The organism is Streptomyces sp. NBC_00647 (assembly GCF_045207245.1).
Taxonomy (GTDB): Bacteria; Actinomycetota; Actinomycetes; order Streptomycetales; family Streptomycetaceae; genus Streptomyces.
Genome location: NZ_CP109040.1, coordinates 6,795,997 through 6,817,389, shown reverse-complemented (window position 1 = coordinate 6,817,389; position 21,393 = coordinate 6,795,997). Strand labels below are relative to the sequence as shown.

At 71.3% G+C, this 21,393-nt stretch carries 22 protein-coding genes; 14 read left to right on the top strand and 8 right to left on the bottom strand.

Annotation, left to right across the window (positions count from 1 at the left end; translation table 11 throughout):
• Positions 1–110: 110 nt before the first annotated feature.
• On the bottom strand, positions 111–494 hold the full coding sequence (locus OG788_RS30155; RefSeq protein WP_406374490.1) for a VOC family protein: 384 nt from the start codon (positions 492–494) through the stop codon (positions 111–113).
• A gap of 336 nt (positions 495–830) precedes the next feature.
• Here OG788_RS30155 and OG788_RS30150 point away from each other — a divergent pair, with 336 nt between their 5' ends.
• Complete coding sequence (locus OG788_RS30150; RefSeq protein WP_406374489.1) at positions 831–1,031, top strand: hypothetical protein; 201 nt, start codon at positions 831–833, stop codon at positions 1,029–1,031.
• A gap of 219 nt (positions 1,032–1,250) precedes the next feature.
• On the opposite strand, the gene OG788_RS30145 is transcribed toward OG788_RS30150, so the two are convergent.
• Together OG788_RS30145 and OG788_RS30140 are read right to left on the bottom strand one after the other, a co-directional pair.
• Complete coding sequence (locus OG788_RS30145; protein WP_406374488.1) at positions 1,251–2,144, bottom strand: PhzF family phenazine biosynthesis protein; 894 nt, start codon at positions 2,142–2,144, stop codon at positions 1,251–1,253.
• Positions 2,145–2,509: 365 nt separating this feature from the next.
• Positions 2,510–3,682, bottom strand: a complete 1,173-nt coding sequence (locus OG788_RS30140) for a Ku protein (protein ID WP_406374487.1) — start codon at positions 3,680–3,682, stop codon at positions 2,510–2,512.
• A 53-nt stretch (positions 3,683–3,735) separates the two neighbouring features.
• On the opposite strand from OG788_RS30140, the gene ligD reads away from it, so the two are divergent.
• Positions 3,736–4,617 (top strand): non-homologous end-joining DNA ligase, encoded by an 882-nt coding sequence (gene ligD, locus OG788_RS30135; protein WP_351547417.1) that lies wholly within the window; start codon positions 3,736–3,738, stop codon positions 4,615–4,617.
• Positions 4,618–4,683: 66 nt separating this feature from the next.
• Here ligD and OG788_RS30130 read toward each other — a convergent pair whose 3' ends face one another.
• Positions 4,684–5,487, bottom strand: a complete 804-nt coding sequence (locus OG788_RS30130) for a nuclease-related domain-containing protein (RefSeq protein WP_406374486.1) — start codon at positions 5,485–5,487, stop codon at positions 4,684–4,686.
• Positions 5,488–5,586: 99 nt separating this feature from the next.
• Between OG788_RS30130 and OG788_RS30125 the strand changes: the two genes are divergently transcribed.
• From OG788_RS30125 to OG788_RS30095, 7 genes are all read left to right on the top strand, one after another.
• Positions 5,587–6,093: a dual specificity protein phosphatase family protein gene (locus tag OG788_RS30125; protein ID WP_406374485.1), complete on the top strand. Its 507-nt coding sequence runs from the start codon at positions 5,587–5,589 to the stop codon at positions 6,091–6,093.
• Positions 6,094–6,161: 68 nt separating this feature from the next.
• Positions 6,162–6,284, top strand: a complete 123-nt coding sequence (locus OG788_RS30120) for a hypothetical protein (RefSeq protein ID WP_406374484.1) — start codon at positions 6,162–6,164, stop codon at positions 6,282–6,284.
• An 850-nt stretch (positions 6,285–7,134) separates the two neighbouring features.
• Positions 7,135–8,418 (top strand): ATP-binding protein, encoded by a 1,284-nt coding sequence (locus OG788_RS30115; protein ID WP_406374483.1) that lies wholly within the window; start codon positions 7,135–7,137, stop codon positions 8,416–8,418.
• Positions 8,419–8,489: 71 nt separating this feature from the next.
• The gene (locus OG788_RS30110) at positions 8,490–9,242 is read left to right on the top strand and encodes an SH3 domain-containing protein (protein ID WP_406374482.1); all 753 of its coding nucleotides are present in this window, start codon (positions 8,490–8,492) and stop codon (positions 9,240–9,242) included.
• A 73-nt stretch (positions 9,243–9,315) separates the two neighbouring features.
• Complete coding sequence (locus tag OG788_RS30105) at positions 9,316–10,692, top strand: FtsW/RodA/SpoVE family cell cycle protein (RefSeq protein ID WP_406374481.1); 1,377 nt, start codon at positions 9,316–9,318, stop codon at positions 10,690–10,692.
• On the top strand, positions 10,689–12,158 hold the full coding sequence (locus tag OG788_RS30100) for a penicillin-binding transpeptidase domain-containing protein (protein WP_406374480.1): 1,470 nt from the start codon (positions 10,689–10,691) through the stop codon (positions 12,156–12,158). Before OG788_RS30105 ends, OG788_RS30100 begins: the two co-directional genes overlap by 4 nt.
• Positions 12,159–12,294: 136 nt before the next feature.
• Positions 12,295–12,768, top strand: a complete 474-nt coding sequence (locus tag OG788_RS30095; RefSeq protein WP_351547436.1) for a DUF3291 domain-containing protein — start codon at positions 12,295–12,297, stop codon at positions 12,766–12,768.
• Between the two features lie 109 nt (positions 12,769–12,877).
• On the opposite strand, the gene OG788_RS30090 is transcribed toward OG788_RS30095, so the two are convergent.
• Positions 12,878–13,981, bottom strand: coding sequence for a ferritin-like domain-containing protein (locus OG788_RS30090; RefSeq protein ID WP_406374479.1), 1,104 nt, complete (start codon positions 13,979–13,981; stop codon positions 12,878–12,880).
• 140 nt (positions 13,982–14,121) lie between these two features.
• On the opposite strand from OG788_RS30090, the gene OG788_RS30085 reads away from it, so the two are divergent.
• The 5 genes from OG788_RS30085 to OG788_RS30065 all read left to right on the top strand — a co-directional run bounded on the left by OG788_RS30085 (position 14,122) and on the right by OG788_RS30065 (position 17,936).
• Positions 14,122–15,051 (top strand): diiron oxygenase, encoded by a 930-nt coding sequence (locus tag OG788_RS30085; protein WP_406374478.1) that lies wholly within the window; start codon positions 14,122–14,124, stop codon positions 15,049–15,051.
• Positions 15,052–15,111: 60 nt separating this feature from the next.
• On the top strand, positions 15,112–15,837 hold the full coding sequence (locus tag OG788_RS30080) for a TetR/AcrR family transcriptional regulator (RefSeq protein ID WP_406374477.1): 726 nt from the start codon (positions 15,112–15,114) through the stop codon (positions 15,835–15,837).
• Positions 15,838–15,847: 10 nt separating this feature from the next.
• A complete protein-coding gene (locus tag OG788_RS30075) occupies positions 15,848–16,168 on the top strand; it encodes a hypothetical protein (RefSeq protein ID WP_351547447.1) in 321 nt (106 codons plus the stop codon).
• Between the two features lie 109 nt (positions 16,169–16,277).
• Complete coding sequence (locus OG788_RS30070; protein WP_406374476.1) at positions 16,278–17,435, top strand: NlpC/P60 family protein; 1,158 nt, start codon at positions 16,278–16,280, stop codon at positions 17,433–17,435.
• A gap of 78 nt (positions 17,436–17,513) precedes the next feature.
• Positions 17,514–17,936 (top strand): hypothetical protein, encoded by a 423-nt coding sequence (locus OG788_RS30065; RefSeq protein ID WP_406374475.1) that lies wholly within the window; start codon positions 17,514–17,516, stop codon positions 17,934–17,936.
• 40 nt (positions 17,937–17,976) lie between these two features.
• Here OG788_RS30065 and OG788_RS30060 read toward each other — a convergent pair whose 3' ends face one another.
• From OG788_RS30060 to OG788_RS30050, 3 genes are all read right to left on the bottom strand, one after another.
• The gene (locus OG788_RS30060; protein WP_406374474.1) at positions 17,977–19,074 is read right to left on the bottom strand and encodes a CU044_5270 family protein; all 1,098 of its coding nucleotides are present in this window, start codon (positions 19,072–19,074) and stop codon (positions 17,977–17,979) included.
• Positions 19,071–19,769, bottom strand: coding sequence for an RNA polymerase sigma factor (locus OG788_RS30055; RefSeq protein ID WP_406374473.1), 699 nt, complete (start codon positions 19,767–19,769; stop codon positions 19,071–19,073). The genes OG788_RS30060 and OG788_RS30055 overlap by 4 nt, the downstream gene beginning before the upstream one ends.
• A 346-nt stretch (positions 19,770–20,115) precedes the next feature.
• A complete protein-coding gene (locus OG788_RS30050) occupies positions 20,116–21,369 on the bottom strand; it encodes a styrene monooxygenase/indole monooxygenase family protein (RefSeq protein WP_406374472.1) in 1,254 nt (417 codons plus the stop codon).
• Between the last annotated feature and the right edge of the window lie 24 nt (positions 21,370–21,393).

Genomic DNA, 21,393 nt, shown 5'->3' with positions numbered 1-21,393 from the left:
TCGGTCGGCCATGGACCTGGCGGGCTCAAGCGCGAGTTCGGGCGCCGACAGCGACGAGTGAGACCCGGTCTCGCTCGGACGGTCCGCGGCTTGGTGGCACGGCGGGTGGGTCAGAGGGGCTGGAGCCGGGTGTGCAGGAGGCAGAATTCGTTGCCTTCCGGGTCGGCCAGGACGTGCCAGTTCTCGGCGCCGGTCTGGCCGACGTCGGCGGGTCTGGCGCCGAGGGCGAGCAGCCGTTCCAGCTCGGCGTCCTGGTCGCGGTCGGTGGCGTTGACGTCGATGTGCAGCCGGAGTTTCCCGGTCCGCGGGGCGCTGCTGGGGCTGAGGATGAGGGTGGGCTGCAGGCCCCCGAAGCCGACGTCGGGCGGCCCGATCTCGATGCTTCCGTCGTCCTCCCGGCCGAGTTCGACGTAGCCGAGGACCTCGCTCCAGAACACGGCCAGCCGGTCGGGATCGGCGGCGTCGATGACCAACTCACTGATGCGGCATGCCATGCCCGTCAGTGTACGGAGGCGACCCGAGAAGCGATCGTCCATCGCGTGCTGGAGGGTGACGCGGATGCCGCTGCGGTTGGGGCATCCATGGCGACTTCCGCTGCATGAGCGGGATGGCGGCATCCGCGTCGAGGCGACGCGAACGCTGCGCGATCGAGGAGAACGCCCTCGGAACGGGCTACCCCCAGACGGACTGCCCGAGCGGCCGAGCGCCCGAGAAGCGAGCGCCCGAGTGTTGAAGCATGCGAGCAGGCATCCTTCGGCCCCCTGCAACCGCTGGTCCCGGCGCCGCCTCTTACTGAGAAGATCGAGGCGCGAACCATCAGGGGGAGATCCGTGACCGTCGTTGTGCTGCTTGGGATTCTGCTGCTCGTCATCGTGGGATGCGTGTGCGTGTACCTGGATGCCAGAGGCGATGGCCGCCGTTGGGTGCGCGTCGTGGCGGTCGTGACCATCGCGGCCGGCGAAGTGCTGAGCCGTTCCGGCAAGCGCGGTCGCAGCAGCGGTGGCGGGGGCAGCGGGGGCGATGACGACTGAGTACCGCGTGCGCAGCGCCCGAGGGCTTCTGTAACTGCGGGCGGCCGTCTCCTGGAGCCGTTTTGGCCTCGGGGGCGGCCGGGCGATCCGTACCCGTCGGCTCGTCAGTTCGTTGTCCGTCAGTTCGTTGTCCGTCAGTTCGTTGTCCGTCAGTTCTTCGGTCCATCGCCCGTCGGTCCGGCGTCGCCCGTCGGTCCCGGCCGGCCCCGCACCGTACGGCTAGGCCTCGGACGCGTTCCTCTCCTGGTCGACGCACGCCGTTCCTCCCAGTCGGATCCGTTGTCCCTGGTCGCCGGAGGAGTATGCCGTCGCGCTGATCGTGGCGGGGTTGCCGAGTGCGTCGCCCATGTCGATGGTGAGCTCGGCGGTGCCCTGTCCGGCCAGGTGTGCGGCGAGGCAGGCGCTGCTGTTGGCGTTGGCGATGTCCTCCGGGACGCCGATGGACGGGGCGAACATACGGGCCGCCAGGGAACCGGAGGGCGACGGCGGGGAGTAGACGTACGCACCCAGCAGGCCGAAGCGGTCGCAGGCGTCGCGGAGTCGGTCGAAGTCCGGGGTCAGCGCGGCGAGGGTCGTGCGGTCGGGAACGGGCACCAGGAGCCGTTCCCTTCCCAATGCGGCCACGCGGACCTTCGAGCCGGAGTCGTCGGGCTCTTCGGGCACCATGCCCAAGGCGGACAGGGCGAGGCCGCGTTCGGTTTCGGTCGGCTCGCGCAGGTCGACCGGGCCGGGGTCGAAAGCGGCGGCGACGTGGACGCCACGCGGTTCGGACCAGCCGTCGAAGACGCGTGTCGATGTCCGCAAGGTGGCCCTGCGGGGCGCGGGGGCGCCGTCGCGCGACGCGAGGTACGCCAGTGCGGCGACCGTTCCGTGGCCGCAGGCCGGCAACTCCCCCTCCGCGGTGAAGAATCGCAGGTCCACGATCGGTTCGCGGGTCTCGCCGGGGTGCACGCGGACGAAGACGGCGTGCGACGTACCCGACTCCACCGCCACCCGGCGCCGTTCCGCGTCACTCAGGCTCAGCGGCGTATCCTCCAGCACCACCGCCGTGGGGCTGCCGCCCGAGCCGTCGCGCAGGCAGGCACGGACGATAGTCGCGGGCGGCTCTGTCACTGTTCGTCCTCCAGCGTGGCGTAGCCGGTCACCCTCCGGCATGACGTGACCCGGCCGTCCTCCAACGTAGCGTCATCCGGTCGCCCTCCAGCATGGCGTGACCCGCTCGCCCCGCACGACGCGGCCTCGCCCGTCCTCGCGTCCTGCTCCGCAGTGGGCACCCTCCGGCCCCTCCTGGAACGGGAAGAGGCAGTCGCAGGGGCCTGTACCGCCGGAAGGCACCGGGCACCGAGCCTCATCCCGAGCGCCCGAGCCCCATCCCGCTCCCCCAAGACCACCGGAGACCGGCAACTGCACGGGCGTCGAGCGCCGGACACTCGCTTACCCGGCACCGGCACCCGACAGCCCGCACCCGGCACCGGGCGTTACGCGGACGCCCGCTTACGCGGTGCCGACTTCTTCGTGGTCGTCTTCTTGGCGGCGGTCTTCTTGGCCGACGTCCGGGAGCCGGCCGTGCCGCCGGTCGACTTCGCGGTGCCACCGTCGGCCGTCTTGGCTGTCGTTTTGGCGGTCGTCTTGGCTGTCGTCTTGGCGGTGGACTCCTTCGCCGTCGACTTCCTCGCTGTCGACTTCTTCGCCGCGGTCTTCTTGGCCGCCGCCTTCTTCGCCGTGGACGTCGTCTTCTTCCCGCCGACCTCCTTGGGCGCCGTACGGGCCGGTCCGCGGGTGGCGGACTTGCGGGCCGGCATGTGGGTGACCTCGGCGTCCTCGCCGGTCCCGGTGGTCTCCTCGGCCTCGTCGGTCTCCTCGCCCCGCGACTCCTTGGCCGCGCGCACGCTCTTCTCCAGGGCGGCCATCAGGTCCAGCACCTTGCCGCCGGACTTCTCCCCGGAGGGGGCGGCGGGTGCCTCGTGACCCTCGGCCTTGGCCGTGACGAGTTCCTCCACGGCTTCGCGGTAGTCGTCGTGCAGGTCCGCGAGGTCGACCTCGCCGAGCGTGTCCATCAGGGCGTCGGCCAGGTCGAGTTCCTTGTCGCGGACGGTGACGTCGGCGTCCGGGGCGACCTCGTCGGTGGCCCGGATCTCGTCCGGCCAGAGCAGGCCGTGCATGGCGATCACGTCGCCGACGACGCGCAGCATGCCGAGCCGCTCCCGCCCGCGCAGCGCGAATTTCGCCACCGCGACCTTCTGGCTGCGCTTGAGGGCCTCGCGCAGCAGGACGTACGGCTTGGCGGCCGGAACGCCGTTCGCGGAAAGGTAGTACGCCGTGTCCATCTGGAGCGGGTCGATCCGGTCGGCCGGGACGAAGGCCACGATCTCGATCGTCCGGGCGGTCGGGATCGGGAGCGATGCCAGATCCTCGTCCGTGATCGGGATCAGTGTGCCGTCCGCGTCCTCGTAGGCCTTGCCGATCTCCGCCGTCGAGACCTCGCTGTCCTCCAGCTCGCAGACCTTGCGATAGCGGATGCGGCCGCCGTCGTCGAGGTGGATCTGGCGGAAGGAGATCGAGTGGCTCTCGGTGGCGTTCACGACCTTGATGGGGATGCTGACCAGGCCGAAGGAGATGGCGCCGTTCCAGATGGATCGCACGTGCAGCACCCTTCCGATCACTTTGAGCCGTTTTCATGCCTTTTTCGTGGGATTCTCATCGTATGACGCCGATCACGGAGGTGGAGGGCAGAAGGCTCGCGCTCACCAACCTGGAGAAGGTCCTCCATCCGGCCACCGGCTTCACCAAGGGCGAGGTGCTGCACTACTACGCCACCGTGGCGGACGTACTGCTCCCCCATCTGCGTGACCGGCCGGTCTCCTTCCTCCGGTATCCCGACGGGCCGGACGGGCAGCTCTTCTTCACCAAGAACGTGCCGCCCGGTACGCCCGCCTGGGTCAGAACGGCCGAGGTGCCGCGCACCGAGGGGCCCGCGCGCATGGTCCTCGTCCAGGACCTGGCCTCGCTCATGTGGGCGGCGAACCTCGTGACCGAGTTCCACACGCCGCAGTGGACGATCGGCACACCCGGGATCGCCGACCGGATCGTCTTCGACCTCGATCCGGGGGCGCCGGCGACGGTCGTGGAGTGCTGCGAGGTGGCGTTGTGGCTGCGCGAGCGGCTGGCCGGCGACGGGATCGAGGCGTACGCGAAGTCGTCCGGGTCGAAGGGGCTGCATCTGCTGGCCGCCGTCGCGCCGACCCCCTCCGCCGATGTCAGCGCATACGCGAAGGAACTGGCCGTGGAGGCGGAGAAGGCGCTGCCCCGACAGGTCGTGCACCGGATGACACGGAGCCTGCGGCCCGGGAAGGTGTTCGTCGACTGGAGCCAGAACGCCGGCCGCAAGACGACGGCCACCCCCTACACGCTCAGGGCGCGGGCGGAGCCCACGGTCTCGGCGCCCGTGACCTGGGACGAGGTCGAGGCGTGCGGGACACCGGACCGGCTGGTCTTCCGGGCACCGGACATCGCATCCCGCGTGCGGGAGTTCGGCGACCTGCTGGCCCCGCTGTTCGACCCGGACCGCGCGAGCCCGCTGCCCTGAACGCCCCGGCGGAGGCTCACGGAGCGTACGCGTACGGGGAGGCCTCACGGAGCGTACGCGTACGGCTCATACCCGTTGCCAGGTGTGCCGGTCCCGGGCCATCGCGTGCAGGGCCTCCACGTCCGCCGGCTTGAGCACCCCGCCGAGCCGGGCGAGGCCCGCGAGGTCGGTGTCCCGCAGGACGCGGACCCCGCGCGGTGGCGCGGGCGCGTCCAGGCCGGCGGGGCCGACCACGGCGAGGACGGCGTGGACCTCGGCCGTCAGGGCATGGGACGCGCGGTCGGCGCCCGCGCGGACCCGGCGGAGCAGCGGGTGCGGTTCGCGGCGTCCGACGGCGACCATCGGGTGGGCGACCCGGACGCGCTGCTTGCGGGCGTACAGCGCGTGGACGCAGAAGAGGCCGGCGGGGCCGATCGCCAGGTGATGGACGCGGTCTCCGCCCGGGAGCGGGATCGAGTGCAGGGTGTGCCAGCCGCCCTCCTCCAGCCGGTCGAGGGCCGCGCCGACGATCTCCTCGGCGGCGAGCGCGTGGCGGCGCGGGTCGGGGCGCAGCCGGCGCGCCGGGCCCGGGTCGCGGTCGAGGGCGATCAGCAGGGCCTCGCCGGGCCGGTTCGGCGCGAGGTCGTCGTCCGGGTGGAGTGTCAGCCGGGCCAGTTCGGCCGGGGTGGGGACGGGGGGCGGCCCGACCGTCACCGGGCCGGTCAGGAACGGGCCCAGCACGTCGAGCACGTCCTCACGCCGGTCCTCGCTGAGCAGGTTGACCCGGGCCGCCTCACGGTCGTACCAGGCGACGTTCCTCCCGTCGGTCAGGCACACGTACAGGCGCTCCTGTCCGTGGCGCCAGGCCGGTATGACGCGCAGTCCGTTCATGCACCATCACCCCACGACCATGGGAACAGGCGGGGTGCTCCAGGGGCAAGAACCCGGTTACCTTTGGGAGCAGTTGGGGGAGTTGGGTGGGAGGCCCCGTTGCGGACTCGCAGGAAGTATCCGGATGTTCCGTCCCCGGACAGCCCATGGAGCGAGATCGTGCCCGGCCTGTGGATGGGCGGCCACGAGTTCGCGGGGCGTTCGGGGCAGACCGAATCCGCCGTCGTACGCGATGAGTTCGACCTGGTCCTGACGCTGCTGCGGCTGCCGGGGCACGGGCCCGACCCGGGGGTCGAACACTATGTGTGGCCGATACCGGACGGACCGTTGGACGGTACGCAGCTCACGGGGGTCATGCGGCTCGCGCGGGCCGCGGACGACGCTCTGGAGGACGGGCGCCGGGTGCTCGTCCGCTGCTACCACGGCTACAACCGCTCGGGGCTGGTCGTCGCGCACGCGCTCGTCCTCGCGGGGCACACCACCGACGACGCGATAGAGCTGATCAGGGCCCGGCGCTCGCCCTGGGCGCTGCACAACGAACTCTTCGTGGAGTACCTGCGGGCCGGGCTCACCACGGCACGCCTCCTCGAGGAACTCGCGGAGTAGGAGCGCTCGGGCGCATGACCAGGACCTGGGTGAACAAAAAGGACTTCTGTGTGAATAGGCACTTCTGTGTGAATAAGGTGTACGAGGCGACGGCCGGTCGTCCCGAGCCGTGCCCGATGGCCCGGCGCGGGGCCCTCGTGAACGGCCACCGCGCCGACGGCAGCACTTCCTTCGCCGATCTCGTGCGGTAGCGGCGCGGCAGCGCATCGCGCACGGGGCGGCCCGGACACAGGAGCGCAGTGATCCACAGCCGCCTCGCGCGCGGGACGGGCGGCCCCCGACGCGCCGTCCTCGGCGCCGCCGTCGCCGCCGTGCTGGCGGCGTCCCTGGCGGGCTGCGGCGACTCCGGCGCTCCGCGCGACGCGGGCGCGACCCCCACCGCCGTCGGCCCGACCAGACTGTGGCCGCAGCTGCCGCCCGCCTCGACGCCCGCGATCGACTACGGCGAGGCGGACACCGAGACCGTCAAGGGCGTCACGGCTCCCGGCGACGACATCCACGAGGTCGATCCGGTGGCCGTGGTGCGCGCCGAGGTCGCCGCCCATCCCGACGACTACAGCGGGCCGCACGCGATGTACGCCCAGACGGTCCGGCAGCTCGAGGACTGCGGGGAGGGCGGCACGCGGGGCGGGAAATGCCCGGTCCTCCAGGCGTACTACCGGGATCTCACGGGCGACGGGAAGGACGACATGGTGCTCGGCATCCGTTTCCCCGCCCACCAGTTGGCGGTACGGGTGTACGCGTTCCTGCGCCACCGGCTGGTGCAGGTCATGGGCACCTCGGACAGCGTGGTCAGCGTGGAGCTCGCGGGCCGTGACGTGATCATCCGCTCGCCCTCGACCCTGCCGGGATACAAGTTCCGTACGGTCTGGTCCTGGGATCCGCACCAGGACGCGATGCTGGCGGCCCGCGACGAGATCCTGCGGATCGGACCGGCGACACCGCCGGGCCGGCCCACACCGTCGGCCTCCCCTCCGTCACCCCCTCGCTCTCCGTCTCACCCACGCTCTCCCCGTCCGCGAGCGGCTCATGAGAGGGCTCATGAGGCGGCCCCCGCGCCTGCCGCGGTGGACCGCCACCCTGACCTGGAAGGCGGCCGCGTTCATCGCGGTGATGTGCTGCGGTCTGGCCGCCCTGCTGGGCGTCCTCGTGCATGTCTCGGTGACCGACCAGACCGTCGGCGAGGCGCGCGGCCGCGCGCTGGACCGGCTCACCGACGTCACGGCGGCCTACGAGGCGGGAGACCGGCTGCCGCCGGGCGCGGGCCTCGACCCTCCCGGGCTGCCCGCGCGACTGCGGCAGCTGGCGGTGGACGGGAAGCGCGGTTCGATGGTCGGCGAGCACGACACGCACCCCACGATGTGGGCGGCCGGGCCCGCCGACGGTGGACGCGCGCTTGCCGTCCAGTACGACTACGCCCAGGGCGCGCACACCATCGACGCGCTGGACCGGGCGATCGTGTGGTCGTCGGCGCTGGCGATCGGCGTGACGCTGCTGGTGGGGGCGTTCGCGGTGACACGGGTGACCCGTCGGCTGCACGCGACGGCGCGGGTGGCGCGCCGGATCAGCGGAGGCGACCTGGACGCGCGCGTCGACGACCCGCGCGCCCAGGATCCGAGGCGGCCGCAGGACGAGGTGGCCGCGGTCGCCGGCGCCCTCGACACGATGGCGTCGTCGTTGCAGGGCAAGCTGCTGAGCGAGCAGCGGTTCACCGCCGATGTGGCGCACGAGCTGCGCACTCCGCTGACCGGGCTGCACGCGGCGGCCGAACTGCTCCCGCCGGGGCGGCCGACGGAGCTGGTGCGCGACCGGGTGGCCGCGCTGCGCACCCTCACCGAGGACCTTCTGGAGATCTCCCGCCTGGACGCCCGCAGCGAGCGTCTGGAGCTGGACTCGGAGCCGTTGGCGCCGCTGGCCGAGCGGGTGGTGCGTGCGTCGGGGACCGACACGGCGGTCCGGGTGGTGCGGGGTGCGCGGGTCGAGACCGACCGGCGCCGGCTGGAGCGGGTGCTCGGGAATCTGGTGGCCAACGCCCACAGGCACGGCAGGGGGCCGGTGGTCCTGACCCTGGACGGCCCGGTCGTCACCGTCCGGGACCACGGGGACGGCTATCCGGGCTACCTCGTGGAGCACGGGCCGCAGCGTTTCCGGACCGACGGCGGTTCGAAGGGCCACGGCCTCGGCCTGACCATCGCGCTCGGCCAGGCGCAGGTGCTGGGCGCACGCCTGACGTTCGCCAACGCCCCGGACGGCGGAGCGGTGGCGACGCTGACGCTCCCTCAGGGCGGGTGGGAGGAGCCCGGCGTCTCCGATGGCGGAGTGTGAACTGCGCTCTCCGGCTCCCGATCCTAATGTGGCGATAAGTCAGGTTCACCCCCTTTCCGGAGGAGCCCCCCATGTCCCTGCGATCCACGTACACCCGAATCGGTATAACGCTCGCCGCCGGCAGCCTCGTCGCCCTCGCCGCGGCCACCCCCGCCCTCGCCGACGGCGATGGGGGCTCCGGAAGCGGTGGCACCCAGGAGTGGAGCAACGGCGGCGGTGACGGCGGCACCGGCCAGACCTGGAACAACGGCGGCACCGGCGGGGACGGCGCCCAGCAGGGCACCGGTGGCGGGGGTGACGGCCAGACAACATGGAACAACGGCGGCACCGGCGGGGACGGCGCCCAACAGGGCACCGGTGGCGGCGGTGACGGCGGCACCGGCCAGACCTGGAACAACGGCGGTGGCGGCGGTGACGGCCAGAACAACGGTGGTGGCGGCGACGGCGGCCAGACCTGGAACAACGGTGGCGGCGGGAACGGCCAGACCTGGAACAACGGTGGCGGCGGGAACGGCCAGACCTGGAACAACGGTGGCGGGGGCGACGGCCGCGAACCGGCGACCGGCAACAACAACCAGAACGACCCGCGCCTGTACAGGGGCAGGATCACCGCCCGCGACGGGCTGGCCCTGCGCAGCGCCCCGACCCGCGGCAGTCAGTTGATCCGCGTCGCGCGGTACGGCGAGACCGTCTCCATCTACTGCAAGACCTCGGGCCAGAACGTCCAGGGCAACCCTCTCTGGTACCTCCTCACGGACGGCACCTGGGCCTGGGGCGCCGCGCGCTACATCGACAACATCGGCCCGTCCCCCCGCTGGTGCTGACACGACGAACCGGAACGGCCTGTTCGTCATCGCATGACGGGACATCGGGTCGCCCGCTTGCTACGTTCCGGACATGATCCAGCCCGGAATGTCCGGAACGGCCGTTACGGCGGACCCGGCTCCTCCCGCCGAACGCCTGCCCAGGCGCCGTGGCATCGAGTTCACCCTCATCGTCGTCGCCGTCCTGCTCTGCGTGTACGGCTACTGCGCTGTCGGCCTCGCCAAGAACGGCACCGTCCCGCCCGGCGCCGCCGGTTACGGCGCCGGGCTCGGCGTGCTCGCGCTGCTCGCCCACGTCGCCGTGCGCCTCCGGGCCCCCTACGCCGATCCGCTGCTGCTGCCCATCGCCGTCCTCCTCAACGGCCTGGGCCTGGTGCTGATCTACCGGCTCGACCTGGAGACCCCGGCCGACCAGGCGGCGCCCATCCAGCTGATCTGGTCGACGCTCGGAGTCGCGTTCTTCATCGTCGCCGTGCTCTTCCTGCGCGACCACCGCGTCCTCCAGCGCTACACCTACGTTTCGGTGGTCTGCGCGCTCGCCCTGCTCGTCCTGCCGATCTTCTTCCCGGCGGTGAACGGCGCCCGCATCTGGATCCGGATCGCCGGATTCTCCATCCAGCCGGGCGAGTTCGCGAAGGTACTGCTCGCGGTCTTCTTCGCCGGCTACCTCGCCGCCAACCGCAACGCGCTCGCCTACAGCGGCCGCCAGATCTGGCGGTTCCGCCGGCTCCAGCTGCCCACCGGCCGTGTCCTCGGCCCGATCGTGGCGATCTGGCTGCTCAGCGTGCTGGTCCTGGTCCTGGAGCGGGATCTCGGGACCTCGCTGCTCTTCTTCGGCCTGTTCGTGATCCTGCTGTACGTCGCCACCGGCCGCACCGGCTGGATCGCGGTCGGGCTGCTGCTGGCCTGTGTCGGCGCGATCGCCGTCGGCCGGCTGGAGCCGCATGTGCACAGCCGGGTGCAGGACTGGCTGGACCCCTTCGCGTCGATCACCGCGGGCCGGGGCCCCAATCAACTCGCCCAGTCCCTCTTCGCGTTCGCGGCCGGCGGGATGCTCGGCACCGGCCTCGGGCTCGGCCACTCGATCCTCATCGGCTTCGCCGCCAAGTCCGACTTCATCCTGGCGACCGCGGGCGAGGAGCTCGGACTGGTCGGCCTGTCCGCGATCTTCCTCCTCTACGCCCTCCTCGTGGAGCGCGGATACCGTGCGGGGCTCGCCCTGCGCGACCCCTTCGGCCGGCTTCTCGCGATCGGCCTCGCCTCGATCGTGGCCCTCCAGGTCTTCGTCATCGCGGGTGGCGTGACCGGCCTGATCCCGCTGACCGGCATGGCGATGCCCTTCCTCGCCCAGGGCGGCTCCTCGGTCGTCACCAACTGGATCATCGTGGCGCTGCTGATCCGGATCAGCGACTGCGCCCGCGGTCAGTACGACGGGACACCGGCGCCATGACCAAATACATCCGCCGGGCCATGGGACTGTGCGCCGTGCTGCTGGTCGCCCTCCTGGTCAACGCCGCCCGCGTCCAGGTCGTCCAGGCCCCGTCGCACGACCACAACCCCGCCAACCGCCGTCAGGCGATCGCCCGTTACGGCCAGCCCCGCGGCGACATCGTCGTCGACGGCCGCACGGTCACCGGCTCCAAGGACACCGGCGAGCAGCTCCGCTACGAACGGACCTACCGGGACGGCCCGTTGTACGCGTCCGTCACCGGCTTCGCCTCGCAGTTGTACGGGACGACGCTGCTGGAGAGCACCGAGGACGGCATCCTGTCCGGCGCCGACCCGATGCTCGCCCCGTTTCCGCTGCTGAACGACGTCACCCGGGCGCGGAACCCGGGCGGCGAAGTCGTCACCACGCTCGACGCGGCGGCGCAGCGCGCGGCCTTCGAGGGGCTCGGCTCCCGGCGGGGTGCGGTCGCCGCGATCGAGCCGTCGACCGGCCGGATCCTGGCACTGGTCTCCACTCCGTCGTACGATCCCGGGGACCTGTCCGGGACGGGGCCGACCGCGTCGAAGGCGTGGGAGCGGCTGAACGGCGAGGCCGCCAAGCCGATGCTCAACCGGGCGATCCGGCAGACGTATCCGCCGGGGTCGACGTTCAAGGTGGTGACCGCCGCGGCGGCGCTGGACGCGGGCGTGGTGAGCGACGTGGACGAGCCGAGCAGGTCGCCGAACCCCTACCGGCTCCCCGGCACCACGACGAGGCTCACGAACGAGATCGAGGGCTGCGAGGACGCCTCCCTGCGGTACGCCTTCACCTGGTCCTGCAACACGGTCTTCGCGAAACTGGGCGTCGACGTCGGGCTCGACGCCATGACGAGGACGGCGGCGGACTTCGGCTTCAACGACCGCAAGCTGCGCATCCCCTTCTCGGTGGCGCCCAGCAATTTCGACCTGCGGCTCGACAAGGCGCAGCTGGCGCTCTCCTCCATCGGCCAGTTCGACACCCGCGCGACTCCGCTGCAGATGGCGATGATCTCGGCGGCCGTGGCGGGGGACGGCACGGTCAAGACGCCCTACCTGGTGGAGAGGACGACCACACGGGGTGGCGGGACGCTGGCCACGACCGGACCGCGGACCCTCCACCAGGCGATGAGCCCGTCGACGGCGCAGCGCATGCGCGAGCTGATGACCGACGTGGTGGAGGACGGCACGGGAACCGTGGCCGCCATTCCCGGCGCCACCGTCGGCGGAAAGACCGGCACCGCCCAGCACGGCATCGGCAACTCCGGCACCCCGTACGCCTGGTTCATCTCCTGGGCGCGGGCCGACGACTCCATGGAGCCCGCGGTGGCCGTCGCGGTCGTCGTGGAGGACGCGGCGGCGGACCGGGGGGACATCACCGGGGGCGGGTTCGCGGGGCCGATCGCGCGGGCGGTGATGGAGGCGGTGCTGGGGTCGCGACGGGGTGGGTGAGGGGATGGCCAGGGGGCCGGCGCGGGGATGGCCAGGGGGTTGGTGAGGAGATGGTCGGCCTGGTGGGCCAGGGGGCGTTCTCTCACTGCGTGAGACGGGGGTGTGGCCGCCGCCCCGGCCGACCTAACGTTCGGTCATGACTCTGTCGACAGCCTCGTACGAGCTCGCCCAGGTCAACATCGGCCGCCTCAAAGCACCTTTGGAATCACCCCTGTTGAAGGACTTCGTCGAAGCCCTCGACCCCGTGAACGCCGTCGCGGACGCGGCGGACGGATTCGTCTGGCGACTGCAGAGCGACTCCGGCAACGCCACGGACGTTCCCGTCCTCGGCGACGAATGGCTGATCATCAACATGTCCACCTGGCGCGACACGGACGCGCTGACGGCGTTCATGTACCAGGGCCGGCACCGTGAGCTGCTGGCGCGACGCCGGGAGTGGTTCGAGCGTCTGGAGGAGGCCATGGCGGTGCTGTGGTGGGTCCCGGCCGGCCACCGCCCGACGGTCGCGGAGGCCGAGTCCCGCCTGCTGCGTCTGCGTGAACACGGGCCCACACAGGACGCGTTCACCCTGCGGACGCCCTTCCCGCCGCTGGCCCCGGCCACGGCCTAGACTCCCCCGGGCGCCGAGCCGGGGAGCCGTTTCAGGACGCCTTCCCGGCAACGCGCGGCCGCGGCACGGCGACCGGCCCGGGCACCGCGCCCTGGACCGCTCCGGGCCTCTACGGAGCCCCCTCCTCGATCATCTCCTCGACCTCCGCGACACGTTCCCGTTCCTCCGTGGCGAACCGTTCCGCGTCCAGCCTTTCGGCGATCTCCTCGTCCTGGGCCATCAGGAGGTCCAGGTTGGAGTTGCCCATGTCGAAGACGCCCATGTCGACGTAGGCCTGCTGGAGGCGTTTGCCCCACAGGCCGATGTCCTTGACGCAGGGGACGATGCGGCTGAAGAGCAACTGGCGGAAGAGGTGCAGGAATTCGGACTGCTCGCTGTACTCCTCGGCCGCCGCTTTCGGGATGCCGAAGTTCTCCAGGACCTCGACGCCGCGCAGCCGGTCCCGCATCAAGTAGCAGCCCTCGATGACGAATTCCTCGCGCTCGCGCAGTTCGGCGTCGGAGAGCTGTTTGTAGTAGTCGCGCAGGGCCATGCGGCCGAAGGCGACATGCCGCGCCTCGTCCTGCATCACATAGGCCAGGATCTGCTTCGGCAGCGGCTTGTCGGTGGTGTCCCTGATCATCCCGAAGGCGGCCAGGGCCAGGCCTTCGATCAGGACCTGCATGCCCAGGTAGGGCATGTCCCAGCGGGAATCGCGCAGGGTGTCGCCGAGGAGGGACTGGAGGTTGTCGTTGATCGGGTAGAGCATGCCGATCTTCTCGTGCAGGAAGCGGGCGTAGACCTCCGCGTGCCGGGCCTCGTCCATGACCTGGGTGGCCGAGTAGAACTTGGCGTCCAGGTCGGGGACCGATTCGACGATCCGCGCCGCGCAGACCATGGCTCCCTGTTCGCCGTGCAGGAACTGGCTGAACTGCCAGGAGGCGTAGTGCTTGCGCAGTTCACCCTTGTCCCGGTCGGTCATCCTCGCCCAGTACGGGGTGCCGTACAGGGTCATGGCCTCGTCGGGGGTGCCGAGCGGATCGAGGGGGTCGACCTCCAGACCCCAGTCGATGCGCTTCTGGCCGTCCCACTGTTTGTCCTTGCCCTTCTGGTAGAGGGCGAGCAGCCGGTCACGACCGTCGTCGTACTCCCAGCTGAAGCGCGCTGCCCCCGAGGCCGGTACCTGCCAGAGGGGATCTCCCGAGTCCGTGGCGTACAGCTCATGCGTCGGCATACCTCGCAGGCTCACACGGGGTAGACGCGTCGTCAACAAGTCCGGCACAAGGGATTGACGAGCTTGCTGACAAGCAGTCTCATAAGTGGTGACCGCCGGTAACTCCTGAAGCGATCCCGTACGACGAGGTGGGAACAGCCATGACGACGGTGCCCGAAGCCGATGTGCTCCGTGACGCGCTCGGTCTGCTCAAGGACCGGGAGCAGGTGGCCGAGCGCCTCCTCGACTCGTCCGCCAAGCACTCCTTCGACCCCGACAAGGAGCTCGACTGGGACGCGCCCTTCGAAGAGGGCAAGTGGTTCTGGCCGCCCGAGCTGGTGTCGCTGTACGACACCCCGCTGTGGCGGCGGATGAGCGAGGAGCAGAGGATCGCCCTCTCCCAGCACGAGGCCGCCGCGCTGGCGTCGCTGGGCATCTGGTTCGAGATCATCCTGATGCAGCTGCTGGTGCGGCACATCTACGACAAGGCGGCGACGAGCGCGCACGTGCGGTACGCGCTGACCGAGATCGAGGACGAGTGCCGGCACTCGAAGATGTTCGCCCGGCTGATCACCCGCGGGGGCACGCCGTACTACCCGGTGAGCCGGGCGCATCTCAACCTGGGCCGGCTCTTCAAGACCATCTCGACCACGCCGGGTTCCTTCACGGCGACGCTGCTCGGTGAGGAGATCCTCGACTGGATGCAGCGGCTCACGTTCCCGGACGAGCGGGTGCAGACCCTCGTCCGGGGTGTCACGCGGATCCACGTCGTGGAGGAGGCGCGACACGTCCGGTACGCCCGGGAGGAGCTGCGGCGGCAGATGGTCACGGCGCCGCGGTGGTCCCAGGAGTTCACCCGGATCACGTCGGGCGAGTTCGCCCGCATCTTCTCGGTGGCCTTCGTCAACCCCGAGGTCTACACGAACGTCGGCCTCGACAAGCGCGAGGCCCTGGCGCAGGTCAAGGCCAGTGGACACCGCCGGGAAGTGATGCAGACCGGGGCCGGGCGGCTGACGGACTTCCTGGACGACATCGGGGTGCTGCGGGGGGCCGGGCGCCGGCTGTGGAAGTCCTCGGGGCTGCTGGCCTGAGCGGCTCCCGCGGGTTCGGTGCCGGGCTGCCCAGGACGGCGGGCGGTTACGCTGCCCGACATGACCTCGCAGGCTCCTCCCCCCGCATACCGTCGGCTCAGCGTCGAGGAGCGGCGCAGTCAGCTGCTCGAAGCCGCGCTGTCCCTGTTCGCTCAGCGGGTGCCCGAGGAGGTCTCGCTGGACGATGTGGCGGAGGCGGCCGGGGTGTCGCGGCCGCTCGTGTACCGGTACTTCCCGGGCGGCAAGCAGCAGTTGTACGAGGCTGCCCTGCGGTCCGCCGCCGAGGAGCTGGAGCACTGCTTCGCGGAGCCTCCGGAGGGGCCGCTCACCGAGCGGCTCTCCCGGGCCCTGGACCGGTACCTCGCGTTCGTGGACCAGCACGACGCCGGGTTCAGCGCACTGCTGCAGGGCGGCAGCGTCATCGAGACCTCACGGACCACGGCCATAGTCGACGGGGTCCGCAGGGCGGCGGCGGAGCACATTCTCGATCATCTGGCGGTGAAGGATCCCGGGCCCCGGCTGCGGATGACCGTACGGATGTGGATCACGGCCGTGGAGGCCGCCTCGCTGATCTGGCTCGACGAGGACAAGGAACCCCCGCTGGACGAGCTGCGGGACTGGCTCGTCGAGCAGTTCGTGGCCGCGCTCGTGGCGAGTGCGGGGCGCGATCCGCAGACCGCGGCGGTGGTCCGGGCCTCGCTCGCGATGGAGAGCCCCGACGGCATCGTGGGGGCACTGGTCCGCCGGGTGCTGCCCGTTGTCGGGGATGCGGCCCACCTGCTGTGACACTGGTCCGGTGAAGAGCGAAGACACCCCCTTTGTCGGCGGCCCGCTGGACGGCCGCGTCCTGCCGGTCCTGCTCGGGATCACCGGTCACCCGCCGAAGACGTACCGGATCCCGGTGCCCGACGCGAACGGCGGGAAGCCCACCGTGCTGGTCTACCGGCGCGTCCAGGCGGCCACCAGCAAGCGGCTCGGGCTCCATCAGGGGTGGAAGTACGAGTACGACCCCGAGGCCGACGCGTCGGAACGCCGGTTCAAGTGGCCCTGGTCCTCGGGGACGCACGGCAGCCGGGGCAGGAGCGGCGCCACGCCGGACGGCAACGCCGACGAGTGACCTTCTTGGGCCGAAGCGGTCACCCGGCGCGCGCCCGGGCCGCGGTCGCCCCATCCTGCCGGTGCGAGACGGGTGGTGGACGGACCACCCCGGCACCGGAGGTGATGACGTGTCAGCAAGGCTTCTGCGTCTGGTCTGTACGGGGGCGGTGGCGGCCGGGATGCTGCTCTCGCCCGCGCCCGCGATGGCCGTCCCGGAGCCCGGCCCGGGGTCCGGAGCCGATGCCCAGCGGTCCGTCGCCTCGCTGCTGACGGATCTTCAGCGGCTGTACCGGGACGCCGAACGCGCCACCGAGACGTACAACGGGACCGCCGAGAAGCTGAAGAAGAAGCGCGCGGAGGTCGGCAGGCTCGACGCCGGACTCGCCAGGGCCCGCCTCTCCCTGCACGACAGCCGCGGCGCCGCGGGGCGCCTGGCCCGACAGCAGTACCAGAGCAGCGGCGAGATCTCCACGTACGTACGGCTGCTGCTCGCCCGGGATCCGCAGCACGCCCTCGATCAGGGGCATCTGATCGGACAGCTGTCGCTGGAGCGGGCCGAGACCGTGCAGCGGGTGACGGGCAGCGAGCGGCGGATCGACGTGCTCGCGCGCGCTGCCCGGAAGGCGCTGGACGGTCAGCTCTCCCTCGCCGAACGGCAGAAGAAGGAGCGGGACGCGGTGCGCGAGCGGCTCGACGACGTCCAGAAGCTGCTCGCCTCACTGACCGCGGAGCAGCTCGCCGAGCTGGACAGGTTCGTGAAGTCGGGGACGGCCACGGCCCAGAAGAAGATCATGGCGTCCGGCGCGCTCAGCAGCGTGCGGCCGCCGTCGCGGGAGGGCGAGGAGGCGCTGCGCTACGCCGTCGAGCAGATCGGGAAGCCGTACGAGTGGGGCGCCGAGGGTCCGGCGGCCTACGACTGCTCGGGACTGACGTCGCAGGCCTGGGAGCGGGCCGGCCGTCCCATCCCCCGCACCAGCCAGGAGCAGTGGGCCCGGCTCCCGAGGATCCCGCTGAACGAGCTGCGTCCCGGCGATCTGGTGATCTACTTCCCCGAGGCCACGCACGTCGCCCTCTACCTGGGCGACGGAATGGTGGTGCAGGCGCCGCGGCCCGGGTCGAAGATCAAGGTGTCTCCCATCGCGGCGAACCCGCTGCTGGGCGCGGTGCGTCCGGATCCGGACGGGTCGCCCCTGGGGCAGTACACGCCGCCGAAGCTCCCCGAGGGCGCCACGGCGGGATCCGACGAGGGCTACGCCTCCGCGACGCCGGCGACCGGCGCGAGGTAGGGGCTGCTCCGCCCGGGGCCGGCGCGGCCGGAAGCCCGCGGGACCGAACGGAACGTGAACCCCGGGCGTCCTGGGACCATGAAGACATCGCGCCGAGCCGCCACCCTGCTCCTGAGCGCCGGGCTGTTGCTCACCGGCTGCTCGTCCCTGACCGACACCCCGGCCGCCGAGGGCTACCACGGCCCCACCCTGCCCGCCCGCACCCCCGAGGCGGGCCATTGGAAGGAGGGTCCGGCCAAGCCCGTGCAGCACAAGCCGTACCCGTACGACATCTATACGCACTGCGGGATCAAGTGGGTCAAGTTCGGAGGCCGTTGGTGGACGCTCGACACGGTCTTCCCCGGCGTCGAGCAGGTCAAGGGGGAACGTGCTCCGCGGTACAGCCAGACGCTCTCCGGCTACATGACCCTGATCGGCCCGGACACCGCCGACTTCGACGCGGCGGGCATGCCCACCCTCCAGTTCGTGCCGGCCGAGAAGAACCCGCCCGGCTGCGACTAGGGGCTGTCGCTCCGCCGGACGGGCCTTGTCGACCGGGACCTCAGCCCTTCTGCTCGGGGGTCTGCTTCATGCCGTCGACGATCGCGCGCTCGGTGATGGCGCTGATGCCGCGGACGGTGCCGGGCTTGATGACGACGCCGTCCTGCGTGACCGACTTGACCTGCACGGTCCGCTCGCCGAGGAAGACGTGGGTCTTCTTGTCGAAGATCCACTCCTCGCGTTCGCCGCTGGTCTCGTCCAGCCGCGCCACCGCGACGCCCGAGCGGCCGAGCGCGTCCTTGGCGTCGTTCACCACGACCACGCCCGGGATCTTCGCGGCGGCCTTGAACAGGGCCGGGTAGAGCTTCGCGGGCGGGTAGCTCTCGCCGAGCAGGTCACCGATCGTGGTGAACGCCTCCTGGTCGGGGGTGTTGCCCTGCCCCGCGGTCTCCTTGTAGATCACCTTCAGCAGCTCGTCGGGGTCGGTGGTCAGCCCGGCCAGGAAGTCGTACGACGGGTGGTTCAGGCCGGCCTCGGGGGTGTTGCCCTGCTCGTCGGGCAGGCTCAGCGTCTCGCCCTCGGCGCTGTCGTTGACGGCCGCGTCGATCAGCCAGCCCTTGGTGCCGTCGGCGGACTGCCAGATCTGGCGCCGGTGCAGCGCGTAGCTGGCGAGGCTGCTGTCGTCGCCGGCCGTCTTCACGAAGGTGCCGGAATCCTGGGACTCGATGTAGACGTACTGACCGGGCCCGACCGTGGGGTGGGTCTCCTCGGCCGCCGCCAGGGAGACCTGGTCGATCAGCTGCGGCAGGCCCTTGGTGGTCGTGGCGCCGACGGGGACGACCGCCGCGGGTCCGGTGGCGAGACCATCGCTGTGCACGCCGCTGTCGATCAGCAGCGTTCCGGCGACGACCGCGCCGGCCACAGCCATCGCGGGCAGCACGAACGCCGGACGCAGCAGGCGGAGACCTCGGGGCTTCGGCAGGGCGGGGGCGGCCTTCGTGGTGTTCGCGTCCCGCTGGGTGTCCTGCTGGATGTGGGCCATCAAACGCTCCTTGTGGAACTGGTGACGGCCCGCCGGGAGATCGCGCGCAGTCTGCGGGAGGAGAGGCGCGCTCTCCTCCCACTCGGCCGGACTCTGCCGGGACTGGGTCGCTTTCATCGATTTCCTTCCGATACGGGCCGGATCGAGTGGATGTGTTCTCCTCTTGTCTGTCGATCCGGCCGGCCGAGTTCCCGATTTCCTCGTACGGGTTTTCCCGCGCGTTCTTCGGCGCGGTGGTCCGTGTACGGGACCGGCGCCGCCCGGGCGTCGAGTTGGCCGCCGAGTTCGGCCTCGGTGAGCTTGCGCAGCTTGGCGCGTGCGCGGGAGAGACGGGAGCGCACCGTCCCGACGGCGATGCCGAGCGCCTCGGCCGCGGCCGTGTACTCCAGCCCCTCCCAGAGGCACAGCGTCAGGACCTCGCGCTCGGGTCTGCGCAGGGCGGCGAGCGCGCGCAGGGCGGCGGCGATACGCCGTCGGTCGTCGAGCCGGCCCGCCACCTCGTCGGCGTGGTCGGGCAGCGCCGTCTCGGCCTCCGCGGCGGCGTTCGCCGCCGCCCGGTAGCGCCGGTTGCTGCGATGGTGGCCACGGGCGACGTTGATCGCCACGCCGAGCAGCCACGGCCGCAGGCTGCCGCCCTCGGCGTCGACCCGGTCACGCAGCCGCCACGCCTCCATGAAGGTCTCGGCCATCACGTCCTCCGCCGCGGACCAGTCGGCGGTGAGGCGGAAGGCGTGGTTGTAGACGGCGCGTGCGTAGCTGTCGTACAGCTCGGCGAACGCGCTCGGATCCCCGGCCCGTATCCGGGTACGCATGTCAGTGCTCACCTTCATTAACTGACGATCCACGCACACCGGGTTCCCGTGATCCGCGTCACAGGGAACGGCGGAGGCGCCGTCCGGCCGGCGGGCGCCAGGCCGATGCCTGCCGCGAGCAGCCATCATGCATCCCGGCCGGACACACCCGCGCAGCGCGTTGCGCCGGCCCGTCAGGCCGGTGCGGGCGGCCTCCACGCAAGGCGAAGAGGCCCGGACAGGATGTCCGGGCCTCTGATGTCGCGATGTTCGGGTGGAGCCGGGCCCTCCGAGGGCCGTCCGGGGGGTGACCGAAGCCGACCGGCAACGACCGGCCATGACGGCCGGACCGCAGGTCGGACGACCGTCAGGCCCTGGTGACCGACGCCAGGTACGCGGCCGTCTTCTCCGGCTCGAAGAAGAAGTTCTCGAAGTCGGCCGGGTTGTTGAAGCCGTTGGCGAATCGGTCGGCGACCGGCGGGAGTTGACCCGCGGCGCCGATCAGGTTGAGGACGTGCTCCGGCGGGACGCCCAGCATCGCGTTGGTCCACTTGGTGACGTGCTGCGCGGTGTCCCAGTAGCGGTCGAACGTCGCCTGCATCCACTCCTCGTCGAAGGGCTTGTCGCCCTGCTCGACGATCGAGGCGAGGTAGGCGGCGGCGCACTTGGAGGCCGAGTTGGAGCCCTGGCCGGTGATCGGGTCGTTGGCCACGACGACGTCGGCGACACCGAGGACCAGCCCACCGCCGGGGAGGCGGCCGATCGGGTTGCGGACAGTGGGGGCGTACCGCCCGGACAACGTGCCGCCCGCGTCGGTCAGTTCGACGTTGGTGGCCCGCGCGTACTCCCAGGGCGTGAACCGCTCCATGAGTTCCAGGGTCAGGGAGAGGTGCTCGGCGGGGTCCTTCACGCCGTTGAAGACGTCGAGCGGGCCGCCGGGTATGCCCTCCCAGAAGAGGATGTCGGCGCGTCCCGAGGTGGTGAGGGTCGGCATGATGAAGAGCTCACCGACACCGGGCACCAGGTTGCAGCGGACCGCGTCGTAGTCGGGGTGCTCCGGACGCGGGCCGAGGCCGTGCACGTAGGCCACCGCGAGGGCGCGCTGCGGCTCGGTGTACGGGGAGCGGGAGGCGTCGCGGCCGAACATCGAGACGAGTTCGCCCTTGCCCGCCGAGACGAGGACCAGGTCGTAGGCGCGGGAGAAGTAGTCGAGGTCGGAGACCGCCGCGCCGTGGATGACCAGCTGGCCGCCGCGCTGCGCGAACGTCTCCATCCAGCCGGCCATCTTGACCCGCTGGTCGACCGACTGCGCGTACCCGTCGAGCTTGCCGACCCAGTCGATGGCGCGCTGCGAGGGGCCCGGGTCGAAGGAGCCGGGGGCCGCGACCGAGACGCCGAGCCCTTCGATCTTCGGGGCCTGCGACTCCCAGAAGTTCAGCTGGAGATCACGCTCGTACTGGAGTGCCGTGTCGAACATGCACTGCGTCGACATGACCCGGCCGGACCGGATCTCGTCCGCCGTCCGGTTCGACATCAGGGTGACCTCGTACCCCTGCGACTGGAGGCCGAGGGCGAGCTGGAGTCCGGACTGACCGGCTCCGACGACGAGTATCTTCCGCATGCGGGTTGCTTCTCCTAGGACTTG

Excerpts from the sequence above, each read along its gene's own strand:
- OG788_RS30065 (WP_406374475.1), top strand. The coding sequence starts at position 17,514 with ATGAAGACATCGCGCCGAGCCGCCACCCTGCTCCTGAGCGCCGGGCTG.
- OG788_RS30115 (WP_406374483.1), top strand. The coding sequence starts at position 7,135 with ATGAGGCGGCCCCCGCGCCTGCCGCGGTGGACCGCCACCCTGACCTGG.
- OG788_RS30060 (WP_406374474.1), bottom strand. The coding sequence starts at position 19,074 with ATGAAAGCGACCCAGTCCCGGCAGAGTCCGGCCGAGTGGGAGGAGAGC.
- ligD (WP_351547417.1), top strand. The coding sequence starts at position 3,736 with ATGACGCCGATCACGGAGGTGGAGGGCAGAAGGCTCGCGCTCACCAAC.
- OG788_RS30050 (WP_406374472.1), bottom strand. The coding sequence starts at position 21,369 with ATGCGGAAGATACTCGTCGTCGGAGCCGGTCAGTCCGGACTCCAGCTC.
- OG788_RS30055 (WP_406374473.1), bottom strand. The coding sequence starts at position 19,769 with ATGCGTACCCGGATACGGGCCGGGGATCCGAGCGCGTTCGCCGAGCTG.
- OG788_RS30090 (WP_406374479.1), bottom strand. The coding sequence starts at position 13,981 with ATGCCGACGCATGAGCTGTACGCCACGGACTCGGGAGATCCCCTCTGG.
- OG788_RS30080 (WP_406374477.1), top strand. The coding sequence starts at position 15,112 with ATGACCTCGCAGGCTCCTCCCCCCGCATACCGTCGGCTCAGCGTCGAG.
- OG788_RS30100 (WP_406374480.1), top strand. The coding sequence starts at position 10,689 with ATGACCAAATACATCCGCCGGGCCATGGGACTGTGCGCCGTGCTGCTG.
- OG788_RS30130 (WP_406374486.1), bottom strand. The coding sequence starts at position 5,487 with ATGAACGGACTGCGCGTCATACCGGCCTGGCGCCACGGACAGGAGCGC.
- OG788_RS30085 (WP_406374478.1), top strand. The coding sequence starts at position 14,122 with ATGACGACGGTGCCCGAAGCCGATGTGCTCCGTGACGCGCTCGGTCTG.
- OG788_RS30095 (WP_351547436.1), top strand. The coding sequence starts at position 12,295 with ATGACTCTGTCGACAGCCTCGTACGAGCTCGCCCAGGTCAACATCGGC.
- OG788_RS30105 (WP_406374481.1), top strand. The coding sequence starts at position 9,316 with ATGATCCAGCCCGGAATGTCCGGAACGGCCGTTACGGCGGACCCGGCT.
- OG788_RS30155 (WP_406374490.1), bottom strand. The coding sequence starts at position 494 with ATGGCATGCCGCATCAGTGAGTTGGTCATCGACGCCGCCGATCCCGAC.
- OG788_RS30110 (WP_406374482.1), top strand. The coding sequence starts at position 8,490 with ATGTCCCTGCGATCCACGTACACCCGAATCGGTATAACGCTCGCCGCC.